Source organism: Geodermatophilus sp. SYSU D00867, from assembly GCF_054050315.1.
In genome coordinates, this window is record NZ_JBJGZC010000017.1 from 105,503 (window position 1) to 120,925 (window position 15,423).

Sequence of the window (15,423 nt, forward strand, 5' to 3'; positions counted from 1 at the left end):
AGAGTGATGACTGCTCCACCCTCCGTAGTGACCGCCGCTGCTGACAGCGGGCTCGCCGGCTCCATGCCCGACTGCGTCTCCGACCCGACGACGCTGTGCGCCAAGGTCTACGAGCTGTCCGGCATCGACTGGCTGGCGAACAACGCCGAGGCGCTGATCGAGAAGCCGGCGAAGATCCTGCTCGTCGTGGTGATGGCCGCGGTCGTCCGGCTGCTGCTGCACCGGGCGATCCGGCGGCTGACCGACCGCACCGCCACCGGGTCGATGCCGACGATCCTGCGGCCGCTGCGCAACCGCGCGGCCGCCGGCGGCGGCGACCCGCTCGAGCAGGTGGCCGCCCGGCGCACCCAGCGCGCCGAGGCGATCGGGTCGGTGCTGCGCAGCTTCGCCTCGTTCGTCGTCATGGGCATCGCCGTCGTCCTCGTGCTCGGCGAGCTCGGCATCAACCTGGCGCCGATCGTGGCCAGCGCCGGCGTCGTCGGCGTCGCGCTCGGCTTCGGCGCGCAGAACCTGATCAAGGACTTCATCGCCGGGATCGGGATCATCCTCGAGGACCAGTACGGCGTCGGCGACGTCGTCGACCTCGGCGAGGCCAGCGGGACGGTCGAGGCGGTGGGCCTGCGGATCACCCGGCTGCGCGACGTCAACGGCGTCGTCTGGTACGCCCGCAACGGCGAGATCCTGCGCGTGGGCAACAAGAGCCAGGGCTACGCGCAGGTGGTCATCGACATGCCCGTCGCGCACGACACCGACCTCGAGCGCTGCCGCACCGTGATGCAGGAGGTCGCCGACGGGATGTACGCCGAGGACGAGTGGGCGGCGGTGCTGCTGGCCGAGCCCGAGTCCCTCGGCGTCGAGCAGATCCTCTCGGAGGGCGTCTTCATGCGGGTGCAGGTGCGCTCGACCAACGCCGACCAGTGGCGGGTCGGCCGCGAGCTGCGCATGCGGCTCAAGGAGCGGTTCGTCGCCGAGGGCATCAAGACCCCGCCCCCGCTGATCGGCGCGTCCTCCGGCGCCGCGGCCGCCGGCGCCCGATGAGCACCGGGGACGGTCGCCGCGCGACCTCCGAGGAGAGGGCCACCGACCGGGCGAGCTTCCGCGCGGTCTTCGCCGTCCGCGAGTTCCGGCCGCTGTTCGGCACCTACACGCTGTCGACCATCGGCGACGAGCTCGCGCGGGTGGCCCTGACCGTCCTCGTCTACCAGCGCACCGACTCGCCGCTGCTGTCGGCGTTCACCTTCGCGCTGGGCTTCCTGCCGTGGGCGCTCGGCGGCCCGGTGCTGGCGACCGTCGCCGACCGGTTCCCGCGGCACCGGGTGCTGATCACCAGCGACGTCGTCCGCGCGGTCCTGGTCGCCGGGATGGCGGTCCCCGGGACGCCGCTGCCGCTGCTGCTGGTCCTGCTGTTCCTCGTCGCGCTGTGCGCGCCGCCGTTCGAGTCGGCGCGCTCGGCGCTGATGGCCGACGTCCTGGAGGGCGAGCGCTACGCCGTCGCCACCTCGCTGACCAACGTCAGCCTGCAGGTGGCGCAGGTGGTCGGGTTCCTCGCCGCCGGCGGGCTGGTCACCGTGCTCGACCCCTCGGTGGTGCTGCTCGTCAACGCGGCCACCTTCGCCGTGTCCGCCGTGTGGCTGACCCTCGGGCTGCAGCGGCGGCCGGCGCCGACGGAGGAGCTCGCGGCGCCGTCGTCGGTGTGGCGGGAGGCCGGCGAGGGGCTGCGGCTGATCGGGGGCAGCCCGCGGCTGGTGGCGATCATCGCGCTGCTGTGGGTCGGCACGCTGTTCGCCAACGCCGCCGAGGGCATCGCCGCCCCGCTGACCGACGAGCTCGGCGAGCGCGCGGTCCAGGTGGGCGTGCTGCTGGCGGCCAACCCGCTCGGGGTCACCGTCGGCGGCCTGGTGGTCGCCCGCTTCCTCGGGACGGCGCGCAGCGACCGGCTGATGCCGGTGCTGGTGGGCCTGTCGCTGGCGCCGGTGCTGCTGGCCGGCCTGGTCGCCGTGACCGCGGGCCCGGGCCGGGGCGCGTTCGCCGTCGTCGTCGGGCTGATGTTCGTCGCCGGGCTCGGCGCCTCCTGGACCATCCCGCTCAACGTCGCCTTCGTGCAGGCGGTGCCGCCGGCCTACCGGGGCCGGGCCTTCGGCGTCGCGGTCAGCGGGCTCTACGGCATCCAGGGCGTCGGTGCGCTGGCCGCGGGGCTCGCCGCCGAGGGGCTGTCGCCCAGCGCCGTCGTCGCGCTGACCGGCGGGATCGGGCTGGTCGCGGTCGTGCCGCCGCTGCTCGCCTACGGCCGCACCCGGACCCTCGTGGCGGAGGACCGCCCGGCTGCGGGACCATCGGTGTCATGAGCGAGGCGACCCGGTCCCTGCCGTCGGCGCGGACCTTCTACGAGGAGGTCGGCGGAGAGCCGACCTTCCGGCGGCTCGTCGCCCGCTTCTACGCCGGCGTCAAGGCCGACCCGGTGCTCGCGCCGCTCTACCCCCAGGACGACTGGGAGGGTGCCGAGACCCGCCTGCGGCGCTTCCTCGAGCAGTATTGGGGCGGCCCCACCACCTACTCGCAGGAGCGCGGGCACCCGCGCCTGCGGATGCGGCACGCCCCGTTCGCCATCGGCCCGGCCGAGCGCGACGCGTGGCTGCGGCACATGCGGGACGCCGTCGACACCCTCGACCTCACCGAGGAGCAGGACGCCACCCTGTGGGGCTACCTGCAGATGGCCGCCCGCAGCATGCAGAACCGCTGAAGGACCCCCTCGCCCCCCACCGCTCGCACGCTCGCGGCGGGCCCCTGCGAGGGGGCCGTCCTTGATCACTAGGAGCCCGGTGAGTTCCCTCACCCCTGCCCGCCCGTTCCGCCGCACCGACGCCGACTGGTGGCGCGACGCGGTCTTCTACCAGGTCTACATCCGCAGCTTCGCCGACGGCAGCGGCGACGGCGTCGGCGACCTCGCCGGCATCCGCGCCCGGCTGCCGCACCTGGTCGACCTCGGCGTCGACGCGCTGTGGATCACGCCCTTCTACCCCTCGCCGATGGCCGACCACGGCTACGACGTCGCCGACCCGCGCGACGTCGAGCCGGTGTTCGGCGACCTCGCCGAGTTCGACGCGCTGCTGGCCGAGGCGCACGCGGCCGGCATCCGGGTGACGGTCGACCTGGTGCCCAACCACACCTCCGACCGGCACGAGTGGTTCCAGGCGGCCCTGGCCGCCGGCCCCGGCTCGCCCGAGCGGGCGCGCTACCTGTTCCGGGACGGCCGCGGGCCCGACGGCGCCGAGCCGCCGAACAACTGGCCGTCTGTCTTCGGCGGGCCGGCGTGGTCGCGGGTGCCCGACGGCCAGTGGTACCTGCACATCTTCGCGCCCGAGCAGCCCGACCTGGACTTCACCAACCCCGAGGTGCTCGCCGACCTCGAGGAGACCATGCGGTTCTGGCTCGACCGCGGCGTCGACGGCTTCCGCATCGACGTCGCCCACGGCATGGCCAAGCCCGACGGCCTGCCCGACATGGAGCCCATGGAGGACACCGGGCTGCTCGACGACCACGGCCCGGGCGACCACCGGTTCGACAACGACGGGGTGCACGAGGTGCACCGGCGCATCCGCGCCGTCCTCGACGAGTACCCCTGCACCATGGCCGTCGGCGAGGTGTGGGTCTCCGACGACGACCGCCTGGCCGACTACCTGCGCGCCGACGAGCTGCAGCTGGCCTTCAACTTCAAGCTGCTCACCGCCGACTGGGACGCCGACGACCTCCGCGACGCCGTCGTCCACTCGCTGGAGTCGGTGGCCCACGTCCCGGCGCCGGCCTGCTGGGTGCTGTCCAACCACGACCGGCCCCGGCACGTGACCCGCTACGGCGGCGGCGAGCTGGGCACCCGGCGGGCGCGCGCCGCGGCGCTGCTGCAGCTCGCGCTGCCCGGCGCGGCCTACGTCTACAACGGCGACGAGCTCGGCATGCCCGACGTCGACCTGCCCGACGAGGTGCTGCAGGACCCGATCTGGGAGCGGTCCGGGCACACCGAGCGCGGCCGCGACGCCTGCCGCGTCCCGGTGCCGTGGTCGGGCACCGAGCCCTCCTACGGCTTCTCGGCGCAGCGGGACACCTGGCTGCCGATGCCCGGGGGCTGGGGGCCGCTGACCGCCGAGGCGCAGGCCGCGGACCCGTCGTCGGTGCTGTCGCTGTACCGGGCCGCGCTCGCGCTGCGGGCGTCGTCGCCGGCCTTCACCGGCGAGTCGCTGGAGTGGCTGCCCGCGCCCGAGGGGTGCCTCGCGTTCCGCCGTCCCGGCGGGCTGGTGTGCCTGGTGAACCTCTCCGCGCAGGCCGTGCCGCTGCCCGAGGGCCGGGTCCTGCTGGCCAGCGCCGACGTGGCCGGCGGCGCCCTGCCGACCGACTCGGCGGTCTGGCTGCAGGCGTGAGCGGGGCGGGCGCGGCGCCCTCCGCTCCGGGAGGCGCCGCGCCCGCACGCGGGTAGCATCGGATCCGGAACTGAGCGTCACGGGGGGACGCTGACGCCGCGGTCGACCGACCCCGTGTCGGCGGCCCTGTGCCGGGGGAGGCGCGCCCACCGATGACGTTGCTGCAGGTCCAGGGCCTGACGAAGTCCTTCGGGGCCCGCCGCGTCCTGCGGGACGTCTCCTTCACCATCGACGAGGGCGAGATCGTCGGGCTCGTCGGCACCAACGGGGCCGGCAAGTCCACCCTCGGCGACGTCATCGCCGGCATCACCCCCGCCGACGCCGGCTCCATGACGCTGCAGGGCCACCCCTACGCGCCGCTGTCGGCGTTTGACGCCCGCCACCTCGGCGTCGGCGTCGTCGAGCAGCTGGTCCACATCGACCCGGCGCTCACCGTCGCGCAGGCGGTCCTCCGCGGCACGACCCAGGCCGGGCTGCCGCCGCGGGAGCTGCGCCGGCAGGCGCAGGTGCTGCTCGCCGAGGTCGCCCTCGACGTCGACCCGGACACCCCCGTCGGGGACCTGCCGCACTTCGTGCACGGCCTCGTCGAGACCGCCCGCGTGCTCGCCGAGGACACCCGGCTGGTGGTGCTCGACGAGGTGTCGGCGCCGCTGCTGCCCTCGGAGGTGGGCCGCCTGCACGCCGTCGCCGGCCGGCTGAGCCGGCAGGGCCGCGGCGTCCTCTACATCAGCCACCGGCTGCCCGAGATGCTCGAGGTGGTCGACCGGGTGCTCGTCCTGCGCGACGGGCGGATCGCCCTCGACGCGCCGGCCGACCGGCTGGACCCGGTGCGGCTGGCCGCGGAGACCGTCGGCGAGCCGGTGACGCCGCCGGAGCCCCGGGTGGCCTCGGCGCCCGAGCCCGCGGCGGCCGGGCCCACGGCGGCCGAGGAGGCCCCCGTGCGCCTCTCGCCGCGGCTGGTGCCCTCCGACGAGGTGGTGCTGCGGGTCCGCAACCTGCGGGTGCCGGGCGCGGTCGAGGGCGTCGACCTGCTGCTGCGCCGCGGCGAGGTGATCGGCCTGACCGGGCACCGGTCCTCCGGCGTCCGCGAGATCGCCGACGCGCTGTCCGGGGAGCTGCCGGCGGTCACCGACGAGCTGCAGCTGTTCGGCGAGGAGCGCTCGCTCGGGTCCTCCGCGGACGGCCCGGCGCTGGAGCTGCCGGTGTACCGCCCGGACGAGGACGCCTACGGCGTGGACCCCGGCGAGACGATCGCCCGGACGATGACCCAGGAGGCATGGGGCTCGCTGTCGGACCTGCGCACGGAGATCGCCCGGCTGCGCGGGGTCATCCGCACCGTGCACCAGATGGACGTGAAGACGCTGAGCATCCGCACGGTGTTCGGCGCGCTGTCCGGTGGCGACCAGCACAAGCTCGCGCTCGCCCGGTGGATGTCGGAGTGCGCGCGCGACGTCGTCGTCCTCCACGAGCCCACCCGCGGCCTGGACGTGCGGGCCCGGCGGCAGGTCCGCCGGCTGCTGGACGAGGCGACCGCGCACGGGACCTCGGTCGTCGTCGTGTCGGTGGACCCCGACGAGCTGGCCGAGTGCTGCGACCGGGTCGGCATCGTCGCCGGCGGCCGCGTCGCCCGGTGGATCGACACCGGCGAGCTCGCCGTCGACGCGGTGCGCGACCGCATCGTCGAGGCCGCCACGGCGGCCGCCTGACGACGGGGCTCGGCCACCGGGCCGCCGCGTCGGCACCCTCCCCGGCCCCCGTCCGGGTTGGGTGCCGACGCCGCCGGCTCAGACGCTGACGGTCGCCGCGACCGCGCGCAGCTTGTGCCGCGCCAGCGCCAGGTTGGCGGTGACGCGGTTGAGCACGAGGTAGATGAACAGGCCGGCGTTGCCCTGCCCCTTGAGCACGTTGATCAGGTGGTACTGGCTCTGCAGCGTGATGAGGATGTCCTCGACCTCGTCCTTGAGCTCGAGGTCGTTGATCGTGCGCAGCTTGGCGCGCACGACGTTGGAGTTGCCGGCGGCCGCGACGTTGAGGTCGAAGCCGGGCGTGCCGCCGGACGCGAGGGCCATGCCGCTGTCGATGTCGACGATCGCGGCGCCGCTGGCGCCCTCGATCGCGAGCAGGTCCGCGATGACGGTGTCGAGTGAGGCCATGGGAAGGGCTCCTGTCGTCTCGAGAGGGGGACGCAGCGACGGGCTGCGCACCGGGCCGGGAGGCGGCCCGGGTCGACCGGACGGGCCGGGCGTCTGGGGAGGCACGGCGTCCTGCGGCGGCTCGGCCGCCGGGGCGTCGTGTGCCGCACCCGGCGGGGCCGGGAGCGGCGTGGGCCGGGGCGCCGGCGGGGTGACCGGCTCCTCGACGGCGGGTGGCGGGGGCTCGGGCGGGGGCTCGGGCGGGGGCTGCGGCGGAGGTGCCGCCGCGGCGGGCCGGGCGGCGCCGGCGCGCCCGGGCCACGGGTCCCGGTGCGGCTCCCGGGTGGACTCGGCGGTGGGGTGCCGCGGTTCGTGACGTCCCCGCGACCACAGTGACGCCCACCACCCGGTTGCCATGCAGATTCCGCCTGTTCCTCGCCTCCGCCGAAGGCCTCAGCGACCCCAGAAAACACGTCGCGCGCGGCCCGGGCAAACCGGCGGACGTATCTGCAGGTGAGCGCCCGGACACCGACGGCGACGAGCCCGGCGGGGTCCCGGGACGCCCGCCGGGCCGGTCCCGCGCGCCCCTCGGGTACCTTCCGCGGGGACCGCGCGGGCCCGTCCCGCTGCCTGTGGAGGAGACGCCGTGAAGACCCGGGACCTGGCCTACGTCGCCCTCTTCGCCGCGATCATCGCCGCGCTGGGGACCCTGCCGGCGATCAACGTGGGGCCGGTGCCGATCACCGCGCAGACCCTCGGCGTCATGCTGGCCGGCAGCGTCCTGGGTGCCCGCCGCGGCTTCCTCGCCGTCCTGCTGTTCCTGGTCCTGGTGGCGGTCGGGCTGCCGCTGCTGGCCAGCGGCGCCGGCGGCCTGGCGCCCTTCGCCGGCGCCACGGCCGGGTACCTCTACAGCTGGCCGCTCGCCGCGTTCGTCGTCGGCTGGCTGACCGAGCGGGTCTGGGACCGCTACAACGTCGGCTGGGGCCTGGTGGCCAACGTCGTCGGCGGGATCGTCGTGGTCTACGCCGTGGGCGTCCCGGTGCTCAAGGCCGTGGCCGGGCTCGACTGGGGCACCGCGCTGTGGACCGGCGCCGCCGTCTTCCTCCCCGGCGACCTGTTCAAGGCCTTCGTCGCCGCGGCCGTCGCCGACGTCGTCCGGCGCAGCTACCCCGTCATCGACCGTCCCCGCCGGGCGGCCGGCACCCGGTGAGGCTCCGCCGTCCCGGTCCGGCGCCCGCCGCGGACGAGCTCGCGGAGCCGGGGCGCGGCATCGAGCTGCGCGGCGTCGGGCACCGGTACGGCGAGCGGGTGGTGCTCGAGGACCTCGACCTCACCCTGACCGAGCCGCGGGTCGGCGTCGTCGGTGCCAACGGCTCGGGCAAGAGCACCTTCGCCCGCCTGCTCAACGGCCTGGTCGTGCCCACCGAGGGGCGGGTGCTGGTCGACGGGCTGGACACGCGCACCCAGGTGCGCGCCGTGCGGCGCCGCGTCGGGTTCGTCTTCCAGGACCCCGACGCGCAGATCGTGCACCCCACGGTCGCCGAGGACGTCGCCTACGGGCTGGAGAACCAGGGCGTCCCGCCGGACGAGCGGGCCACCCGTGTCGCCGAGGTGCTGGCCCGCTACGGCCTGGCCGGGCACGCCGACCACCCCGCACACCTGCTGTCGGGTGGGCAGAAGCAGCTGCTGGCCATCGCCGGCGTGCTGGTCATGCGCCCCGCCCGCATCGTGTTCGACGAGCCGACGACGCTCCTGGACCTGGTCAACGCCCGGCGGGTGGCCGAGCTGATCGCCGGGCTGGAGCAGCAGGTGGTCGTCGTCACCCACCAACTGGACCTGCTCGACGGCTTCGACCGGGTGCTGGTCGTCGACCGCGGCCGGGTGGTGGAGGACGCCGCCCCCGGCCCGGCCGTGGCCGCCTACCGCGCGCTGATGGCCGGCCGGTGACCCTCGCGCTGTACGTCCCGCGGGACGGCGTCGTCCACCGGCTGCCGGCCGGGGCGAAGCTGCTCGCCCTCGCCGTCCTCGCCGTCACGCTGTTCTGGCTGCCGACGCTGACCGCGGCCGGTGTGGCCCTGGCGGGCGTGCTGGCCGTCGGGCTGCTGGTGGCCCGGCTGCCGGTCGCGGTGCTGGCGCGGCAGGCGCGGGCGGTGCTGTGGTGGGTGCTGGCGCTGCTGGTCGTGCACGCGCTGACCACCGACCTGCGCACCGGCGCGCACGTCGGGCTGCGCCTGCTCACGCTGGTGCTGGCCGCGGCCGTGGTGACGGCGACGACGCGGGTGAGCGCGATGGTGGCGGTGGTCGAGCGGCTGGCCGCCCCGCTGCGGCTGGTCGGGGTGCGGCCGGCACGGGTCGGGCTGGTGGTCACCATGGCGCTGCGGTTCATCCCGGTGCTCGTCGAGCGGGCGGACCGCATCCGGGAGGCGCAGGCGGCCCGCGGCGGCTCCCCGCACGGCCTGCGCGGGCTGCGGACGACCGTCGCCCCGCTGCTGGTGCAGGTCCTGCAGATGGCCCACGACGTGAGCGAGGCGCTCGACGCCCGCGGCGCCGACGACGCCCCGCCCCCGCGCCGCCGCCGGCGCTCCCCCGCCCCGGAGGTCCCGCGATGACCGTCCTCGAGATCTGGACGACCCCGGCCGCCGCCGCGCCCATGCGGCGGGTCCCCGCCGGGCGGCTGCTGGCCGGGCGCGGGCTGGAGGGTGACCGCTACGCCCTCGGCGGCGGCACGTGGGCGCGCTACCCGGACCTGGAGAAGCAGCTCACGCTGATCGACGCCGACGACGTCGCGGCGGTCGCGGACGAGGTCGGCGTGCCGCTGACGCCCGGGGACACCCGCCGCAACCTGGTCACCACGGGGGTCGACCTGCCCTCGCTGGTGGGCCGGTGGTTCGCCGTCGGCGACGCGCTGCTGTTCGGGGTGAAGCGCTGCCCGCCGTGCGCGCACCTCGAGCGGCTCACCGGCGCCCGTCTGGTGAAGGCGATGGTGCACCGCGGCGGGATCAACGCGGCGGTGTTCGCGGGGGCGGGGATCGCCGAGGGCGCCGTCGTCCGGCCGGTGCCGGAGGAGGAGGCCGCCCGCCGCGGGGCGCCGACGGGGGCGGACCGGCCGGTGCCGCGGATCGTGGCCGGCTGAGGGCTCAGACCAGCCGGTAGAAGCGGAAGACCTCGTCCCGGACGTCGAGCACCTCGACGTCGGTGAAGCCCGCCTCGCGCGCGTACCGGCGCAGCGTGGCCGGCCGCATGACGGTCCCGGTCGCGGCCGAGGGCCGGGTCGAGAGCCCGTCGGGCAGGCAGCACACCAGGCTGTAGCCGTACATCAGCCGCTCGACGTCGTCGCCGGGGGCGGTGAACTCCTCGGCCACCCGCTCGTCCACGACGAGGACCGCGCCGCCGTCCCCGGCCAGCCGCCGCATGGCCGCGAGCACCGCCACGGGGTCGGCCAGGTCGTGCACGCACTCGAAGGCCGTGACGACGTCGTAGGTGCCCGACACCGTCGCGGCGTCGGTGACGGCGAACCGGACCCGGTCGGCGACCCCGGCCTCGGCCGCGTTGCGGCGGGCCGCCTCCACCGACGGCGCGTCGACGTCGAAGCCGTCGACGGTCGCCGCGGGGTAGGCCAGCGCGATGCCGATCGAGGACCAGCCGTACCCGCAGCCGACGTCGGCGACCCGGCCGCCGCGCCGCAGCGCCGCGTCGACGTCGGGGATCGACGGGAGGTGCTCGCGCCCCAGCGGGCCGAGGAACAGCGGCCGGTTCGCGGCGGCCTGCGCCTCCCGGACGTCGGCGCCCTGCTGCGCCCAGGAGATGCCGCCGCCGGTGCGGTGCACCTCGGCCAGTGCGTCGGCCTGCCGGCCGGCCGCGACGACGAAGCGGACCAGCGGGAGGAGGTGGTCGCCGCTGAGGACGTCGAGGAGAGGGGCGCGGTGGCCGGGCGGCAGGGTGAAGCGGCGGGCCCGCGCGTCGCCGGGGCGGTCGGGGTCGTCGGCGGCGGTGAGGATCCCGGTGACGGCCTGCTGCTCCGACCACTCGCGCACGTAGCGCTCCGCCGTCCCGGTGCGCTCGGCCACCTCGGCGGAGGTGAGCGCGTCGCCGTCGGCGAGGGCCCGGTAGTAGCCGAGCCGGTCGCCGATCACGATCGCCTGGGCGTCGAGGCAGGCCAGCACGGTGTCGAACAGGCGCCCGGCGAGGGCCTCGGTGGCCGTGTCGGTGGCCGTGTCCTCGACGGCGGGTGCGCGGGTGTCGGTGGTCATCGCGGACCGGCTCCTCTCGGGTGGGCCCGGCCGGTCGGCCGACCGCGCCGGCGGTCGCGATCCTGCCGTGGCCGGGTGCCCGTCGTCCGCCCGCGGACCGTCCCGACGGCGCGGAACCCGGCGCGCCCGCGGTCCGTCGTCTGTGTGTGGACACCCTCCGCACGCTGCTGAACCTGGTCTGGCTGGTCCTGCACGGCTGGCTGCTCGCCCTGGCCTACGCGCTCGCCGGCGTCGTGGCCTGCCTGCTGGTGGTGACCATCCCGTTCGGCATCGCCGCGTTCCGGCTCGCCGGGTTCGTGGTGTGGCCCTTCGGCCGGACGACGGTGCGGGCGCCGGGCGCCGGCGTCGCCTCGGCGATCGGGAACCTGGTGTGGTTCCTCGTCGCCGGGTGGTGGCTGGCGCTGCTGCACGTGCTCGCCGGGATCGCCTTCTGCGTGACGGTCGTCGGGATCCCGTTCGGGATCGCGTCGTTCAAGCTGGCCGCCGTCGGGCTGTTCCCGCTGGGCAAGCGGGTGGTGGAGACCGCTCCCCCGCGCGACTGGGTGCACGCCGGCAGCGGCGTGGTGCAGGGCGCGCCGGCCGCCCGCTGGTGACCCCCGGGCTCAGGCCTCCGGCTCGTCGGCCCAGCGGGCGAGGAAGTCCTTCTCGTCCGGGGTGAGCCGGCGCGGCCGGTCGATGGAGAAGTCGAAGGGCACCAGCAGCGTGCTGCCGGTGACGGCGAGCCGCTCGTGGTCGAAGACCTCGTAGTGGCAGGTGAAGGCGGCCGCCCGGACGCCCGACACCCAGATCTGCACGTCCAGCGGCCGGGCGGAGTAGACGACCGGCCGCTTGTAGGCGATCTCGTGGGCGGCGACGACGGTGCCGCGGCGCAGCCCGGTGCGCTCCTCCAGCGACGCCCGCTCGAAGAACAGCGCGACCCGCGCCATCTCGAAGTACTGCAGGTGGACGACGTTGTTGACGTGGCCGTAGGCGTCCATGTCCGACCAGCGCATCGGGACCTGCACCGTGAACCGCACGGTCCGACACCCTGCCGCACGCCTCCCGTGCCCGTCGACCGCGGCTCCCGACGCCGTGTGCGCGCACCGCGCCCCGGACCGCCGCCTGCCCGCGTCGTGTGCACACTCGGCGCCCGCGGACGCCGACGGCGGCCGGAGCGGGTGCTCCGGCCGCCGTCGGTGGGGTGTGACCGCGGACTAGTCGCGGGTCAGCTTGCGGTACGTGGCACGGTGCGGGCGGGCGGCCTCGGGGCCGAGCCGCTCGACCTTGTTCTTCTCGTAGTCGGCGAAGTTGCCCTCGAACCAGAACCACTTCGAGTCGCCCTCGTAGGCGAGGATGTGGGTGGCCACGCGGTCGAGGAACCACCGGTCGTGGCTGACCACCACGGCGCAGCCGGGGAACTCCAGCAGCGCCGACTCCAGGCTGGTCAGCGTCTCGACGTCGAGGTCGTTGGTCGGCTCGTCGAGCAGCAGCAGGTTGCCGCCCTGCTTGAGGGTCAGCGCCAGGTTCAGCCGGTTGCGCTCACCGCCGGAGAGCACGCCGGCCGGCTTCTGCTGGTCCGGGCCCTTGAAGCCGAACGCCGCGACGTAGGCCCGCGAGGGCATCTCGACGTTGCCGACCTTGATGTGGTCCAGCCCGTCGGAGACGACCTCCCACAGCGTCTTCTTGGGGTCGATGCCGCTGCGGGTCTGCTCGACGTAGGAGATCTTCACGGTCTCGCCGACCTTGATCTCGCCGTCGTCCGGCTTCTCCTCGCCGACCAGCATCTTGAACAGCGTGGTCTTGCCGGCGCCGTTGGGGCCGACGACGCCGACGATGCCGTTCCGCGGCAGCGTGAAGGACAGGTCGTCGATGAGGATGCGGTCACCGAAGCCCTTGGTGAGGTCGTGGCTCTCGACGACCACGTTGCCCAGCCGCGGGCCCGGCGGGATCTGGATCTCCTCGAAGTCCAGCTTGCGGTACTTGTCGGCCTCGGCCGCCATCTCCTCGTAGCGCTGGAGGCGGGCCTTGCTCTTGGCCTGGCGGGCCTTCGCGCCCGACCGCACCCACTCCAGCTCCTCGGCCAGCCGCTTCTGCCGCTTGGCGTCCTTGGCGCCCTCGACCTTGAGGCGGGCGGCCTTGGTCTCCAGGTAGGTGGAGTAGTTGCCCTCGTAGGGGTAGGCCCGGCCGCGGTCGAGCTCGAGGATCCACTGGGCGACGTTGTCGAGGAAGTACCGGTCGTGGGTGACGGCGACGACGGTGCCGGCGTACTTCTCGAGGTGCTGCTCCAGCCACGCGACGCTCTCGGCGTCGAGGTGGTTGGTGGGCTCGTCGAGCAGCAGCAGGTCGGGCGCCTCGAGCAGCAGGCGGCACAGCGCGACGCGGCGGCGCTCACCACCGGACAGGACGCTGACGTCGGCGTCGCCGGGCGGGCAGCGCAGCGCGTCCATCGCCTGCTCGATGCGGGCGTCGAGCTCCCAGCCGTCGTGCTGCTCGATGACCTCCATCAGCTCGCCCTGCTCGGCCAGCAGCGCGTCGAAGTCGGCGTCGGGCTCCCCCATCGCCGCGCTGACCTCCTCGAAGCGGGTCAGCGCGTCGCGCAGCGGCTTGACCGCCTCCTCGACGTTGCCGCGCACGTCGAGCTCCTCGTTGAGCGGCGGCTCCTGCAGCAGGATGCCGACGGTCGCGTCGGCGGCCAGCATCACGTCGCCGTTGGAGGGCTGGTCCAGCCCGGCCATGATCCTGAGGACGGTCGACTTGCCCGCACCGTTGGGGCCGACGACGCCGATCTTGGCGCCGGGCAGGAACGACAGGGTGACGTCGTCGAGGATGACCTTGTCGCCGTGCGCCTTGCGGGCACGGGCCATGGTGTAGATGTACTGAGCCACTGGGCGTTCGAGCCTTCCGTCGGTGCGCGGTGTCGATGCGCAGGGAGGGGCGGGCCGGTGCGTGCCCCGGCCCGGCCCCCGTGCGTTCTCGTCCCCGATCCTCCCAGTTCGCGGCGGCTAGTGGAGAGCCGGTTCCGGCAGGGCGTCGAGCGCCGCACCGGCCGCGGACGAGTCGGGGTCCACCTCGTACAACGGCTGGACCGGCTCCGGATAGTCCCGCCCGTCGGCGGCCTCGTCGACCGGCTCGGCCGGCGGCGGCGCGGCCGCCGTCCGCCGGGTCTTGCGGAACTCGGCGGTGCCCTTGCTGAGGTCGAAGCCCACGGTCCGGGCCCGGACCCGCGGCCGGCTGTGGCGGCCCGTGTCGTTCTCCCACTCGTCGGTGCGCAGCGTGCCCCGGACGATGACCGGGTCGCCCTTGCTGACGCTGTGCGACACGTTGCCGCTCAGCTCGTTCCAGCACTCGACGTCGACGAAGAACGTCGCGCCGTCGACGAAGCCCTGGGCGGTGCTGTCCCAGCGCCGCTCGGTGGAGGCGACGCGGAAGTTGGTGACGGTGCCGCTCTGCGTGCGCACGCGGCTGGGTGACGTGACGACGTTGCCGACGACGGTGATCTCGGTGGTGCTCACGGTGCTCCTCGGGTCCCAGGAGCCGGCACGGTGCCGGTCCGGGCCCGACCCTCGTCCCGCGCGGGGGCCCGTGGCGGCGCCGGGAGCGGCCTGTGGAGGACCCGGCGCCTGTGGACGGCGACCGGCCCGGTCGTCACCCGCTCACCCCCGGCGCCGTGGAGGTGTCATCATCGGCGACCGAGCGCCCGTAGCTCAGCGGATAGAGCAGGTGCCTTCTAAGCACTTGGTCGCAGGTTCGATCCCTGCCGGGCGCGCCGGTCACCGCCACTTGTCGCGGACCGCAAGTCGTCCCGAAGGGCGCTGCAAGCGGGCGGCGGGACGGTGCTCCCGAGCACCCGGGGACGGCCCCGGGACCGCACCGAGGAGCACCCCGTGACCCAGGTCCACGACCCCCGCAACGCCCAGCCGCACGCCCCGCAGGGCCCCTACGCCCCGGCGCCCTTCCCCGCCCCCAACGGCTGGGACGGCCCCGGCGCCCCCTACGGCCAGCAGCCCCCCGGGAAGCGCACCGGCGCGATCGTCGGCAGCGTCCTCGCGGTGCTCGTCGTCGCCGCGCTCGGCGTCGGCGCCTTCCTCCTCCTCGGCAGCAAGGTGCTCGACACCGCCGAGGCCGAGCGGCAGATCGCCGCCGTCGCGCAGGAGCAGGCCGGCGTCACCGTCACCGACGTCAGCTGCCCCGAGGACCTCGAGCTCGCCGCCGGCACGGTCACCACCTGCACCGCGCAGCTGGAGGGCCAGGAGGTGACCTTCACCGTCGAGCAGACCGACGACGAGGGCAACGTGACCATCGACAGCGACCAGGTCTACGTGCACGTGGCCGACGTCGAGGCGACCCTGAGCGAGCAGTTCGCCGCGAGCACCGGCCTCGAGGTCGTCTCCACCTGCGACGCCGGCGACCGCACCGTGCTCGTCGCCGAGGACGGCCTGACGCTGGACTGCCAGGTGGCCGCGGCCGACGACCCGACCAACAGCGCCCTCGTCACCGCCACGCTCGACGCCGAGGGCAACGTCAGCTTCGAGTGACCCCCAGGACGCAGGAGAGGGGGGGGGGGGGGGGGGGGGGCGGGCGGGGGGGGGGGGGGGGGGGGGGGGGGGGGGGGGGGGGGGGGGGGGGGGGGGGGGGGGGGGGGGGGGGGGG

16 protein-coding genes and 1 tRNA gene are annotated in these 15,423 nt (G+C 75.2%); 12 read left to right on the forward strand and 5 right to left on the reverse strand.

Going from position 1 to position 15,423, the window contains the following annotated elements; translation table 11 throughout:
• Positions 1-27: 27 nt before the first annotated feature.
• The 5 genes from ACI8AK_RS16970 (at position 28) to ACI8AK_RS16990 (ending at position 6,118) form a co-directional block, all read left to right on the forward strand.
• Positions 28-1,038 (forward strand): mechanosensitive ion channel family protein, encoded by a 1,011-nt coding sequence (locus tag ACI8AK_RS16970; protein ID WP_387985515.1) that lies wholly within the window; start codon positions 28-30, stop codon positions 1,036-1,038.
• Positions 1,035-2,345 (forward strand): MFS transporter, encoded by a 1,311-nt coding sequence (locus ACI8AK_RS16975; protein WP_456957199.1) that lies wholly within the window; start codon positions 1,035-1,037, stop codon positions 2,343-2,345. The genes ACI8AK_RS16970 and ACI8AK_RS16975 overlap by 4 nt, the downstream gene beginning before the upstream one ends.
• Positions 2,342-2,740 (forward strand): globin, encoded by a 399-nt coding sequence (locus ACI8AK_RS16980; protein ID WP_387985520.1) that lies wholly within the window; start codon positions 2,342-2,344, stop codon positions 2,738-2,740. Before ACI8AK_RS16975 ends, ACI8AK_RS16980 begins: the two co-directional genes overlap by 4 nt.
• A gap of 79 nt (positions 2,741-2,819) precedes the next feature.
• Complete coding sequence (locus ACI8AK_RS16985; RefSeq protein WP_456957200.1) at positions 2,820-4,412, forward strand: glycoside hydrolase family 13 protein; 1,593 nt, start codon at positions 2,820-2,822, stop codon at positions 4,410-4,412.
• 152 nt (positions 4,413-4,564) lie between these two features.
• Positions 4,565-6,118: an ATP-binding cassette domain-containing protein gene (locus ACI8AK_RS16990; protein WP_387985525.1), complete on the forward strand. Its 1,554-nt coding sequence runs from the start codon at positions 4,565-4,567 to the stop codon at positions 6,116-6,118.
• A 78-nt stretch (positions 6,119-6,196) separates the two neighbouring features.
• Here ACI8AK_RS16990 and ACI8AK_RS16995 read toward each other — a convergent pair whose 3' ends face one another.
• Positions 6,197-6,565 (reverse strand): hypothetical protein, encoded by a 369-nt coding sequence (locus tag ACI8AK_RS16995; RefSeq protein WP_387985528.1) that lies wholly within the window; start codon positions 6,563-6,565, stop codon positions 6,197-6,199.
• A 625-nt stretch (positions 6,566-7,190) separates the two neighbouring features.
• On the opposite strand from ACI8AK_RS16995, the gene ACI8AK_RS17000 reads away from it, so the two are divergent.
• The 4 genes from ACI8AK_RS17000 to ACI8AK_RS17015 are packed head-to-tail and all read left to right on the forward strand — an operon-like array spanning position 7,191 to position 9,677.
• The gene (locus tag ACI8AK_RS17000; RefSeq protein ID WP_456957201.1) at positions 7,191-7,754 is read left to right on the forward strand and encodes a biotin transporter BioY; all 564 of its coding nucleotides are present in this window, start codon (positions 7,191-7,193) and stop codon (positions 7,752-7,754) included.
• Positions 7,751-8,491 (forward strand): energy-coupling factor ABC transporter ATP-binding protein, encoded by a 741-nt coding sequence (locus tag ACI8AK_RS17005; protein WP_387985534.1) that lies wholly within the window; start codon positions 7,751-7,753, stop codon positions 8,489-8,491. The genes ACI8AK_RS17000 and ACI8AK_RS17005 overlap by 4 nt, the downstream gene beginning before the upstream one ends.
• Positions 8,488-9,153 carry an energy-coupling factor transporter transmembrane component T family protein gene (locus tag ACI8AK_RS17010; protein ID WP_456902472.1) on the forward strand — a complete coding sequence of 222 codons (666 nt, stop codon included), beginning with the start codon at positions 8,488-8,490 and terminating at the stop codon, positions 9,151-9,153. Before ACI8AK_RS17005 ends, ACI8AK_RS17010 begins: the two co-directional genes overlap by 4 nt.
• Entirely contained in the window at positions 9,150-9,677 is a 528-nt protein-coding gene (locus tag ACI8AK_RS17015) for an MOSC domain-containing protein (RefSeq protein WP_387985539.1), read from the forward strand. The genes ACI8AK_RS17010 and ACI8AK_RS17015 overlap by 4 nt, the downstream gene beginning before the upstream one ends.
• Positions 9,678-9,681: 4 nt before the next feature.
• On the opposite strand, the gene ACI8AK_RS17020 is transcribed toward ACI8AK_RS17015, so the two are convergent.
• The gene (locus ACI8AK_RS17020) at positions 9,682-10,794 is read right to left on the reverse strand and encodes a class I SAM-dependent methyltransferase (RefSeq protein ID WP_456957203.1); all 1,113 of its coding nucleotides are present in this window, start codon (positions 10,792-10,794) and stop codon (positions 9,682-9,684) included.
• A gap of 146 nt (positions 10,795-10,940) precedes the next feature.
• Here ACI8AK_RS17020 and ACI8AK_RS17025 point away from each other — a divergent pair, with 146 nt between their 5' ends.
• On the forward strand, positions 10,941-11,387 hold the full coding sequence (locus ACI8AK_RS17025; RefSeq protein ID WP_387985545.1) for a YccF domain-containing protein: 447 nt from the start codon (positions 10,941-10,943) through the stop codon (positions 11,385-11,387).
• 9 nt (positions 11,388-11,396) lie between these two features.
• On the opposite strand, the gene ACI8AK_RS17030 is transcribed toward ACI8AK_RS17025, so the two are convergent.
• From ACI8AK_RS17030 to ACI8AK_RS17040, 3 genes are all read right to left on the reverse strand, one after another.
• On the reverse strand, positions 11,397-11,810 hold the full coding sequence (locus tag ACI8AK_RS17030; protein ID WP_387985547.1) for an acyl-CoA thioesterase: 414 nt from the start codon (positions 11,808-11,810) through the stop codon (positions 11,397-11,399).
• Between the two features lie 177 nt (positions 11,811-11,987).
• A complete protein-coding gene (gene ettA / locus ACI8AK_RS17035; RefSeq protein ID WP_387985550.1) occupies positions 11,988-13,658 on the reverse strand; it encodes an energy-dependent translational throttle protein EttA in 1,671 nt (556 codons plus the stop codon).
• Between the two features lie 117 nt (positions 13,659-13,775).
• On the reverse strand, positions 13,776-14,285 hold the full coding sequence (locus ACI8AK_RS17040; RefSeq protein WP_387985553.1) for a single-stranded DNA-binding protein: 510 nt from the start codon (positions 14,283-14,285) through the stop codon (positions 13,776-13,778).
• 181 nt (positions 14,286-14,466) lie between these two features.
• Here ACI8AK_RS17040 and ACI8AK_RS17045 point away from each other — a divergent pair.
• Together ACI8AK_RS17045 and ACI8AK_RS17050 are read left to right on the forward strand one after the other, a co-directional pair.
• Positions 14,467-14,539 (forward strand) — tRNA-Arg (locus tag ACI8AK_RS17045).
• 118 nt (positions 14,540-14,657) lie between these two features.
• Positions 14,658-15,308 carry a DUF4333 domain-containing protein gene (locus ACI8AK_RS17050; protein WP_456957204.1) on the forward strand — a complete coding sequence of 217 codons (651 nt, stop codon included), beginning with the start codon at positions 14,658-14,660 and terminating at the stop codon, positions 15,306-15,308.
• Positions 15,309-15,423: the final 115 nt, after the last annotated feature.

What these genes read in the sequence shown, in the direction of transcription:
- ACI8AK_RS16980 (WP_387985520.1), top strand. Translation starts at nt 2,342, where the DNA reads ATGAGCGAGGCGACCCGGTCCCTGCCGTCGGCGCGGACCTTCTACGAG.
- ACI8AK_RS16975 (WP_456957199.1), top strand. Translation starts at nt 1,035, where the DNA reads ATGAGCACCGGGGACGGTCGCCGCGCGACCTCCGAGGAGAGGGCCACC.
- ACI8AK_RS16995 (WP_387985528.1), bottom strand. Translation starts at nt 6,565, where the DNA reads ATGGCCTCACTCGACACCGTCATCGCGGACCTGCTCGCGATCGAGGGC.
- ACI8AK_RS17020 (WP_456957203.1), bottom strand. Translation starts at nt 10,794, where the DNA reads ATGACCACCGACACCCGCGCACCCGCCGTCGAGGACACGGCCACCGAC.
- ACI8AK_RS16990 (WP_387985525.1), top strand. Translation starts at nt 4,565, where the DNA reads ATGACGTTGCTGCAGGTCCAGGGCCTGACGAAGTCCTTCGGGGCCCGC.
- ACI8AK_RS17015 (WP_387985539.1), top strand. Translation starts at nt 9,150, where the DNA reads ATGACCGTCCTCGAGATCTGGACGACCCCGGCCGCCGCCGCGCCCATG.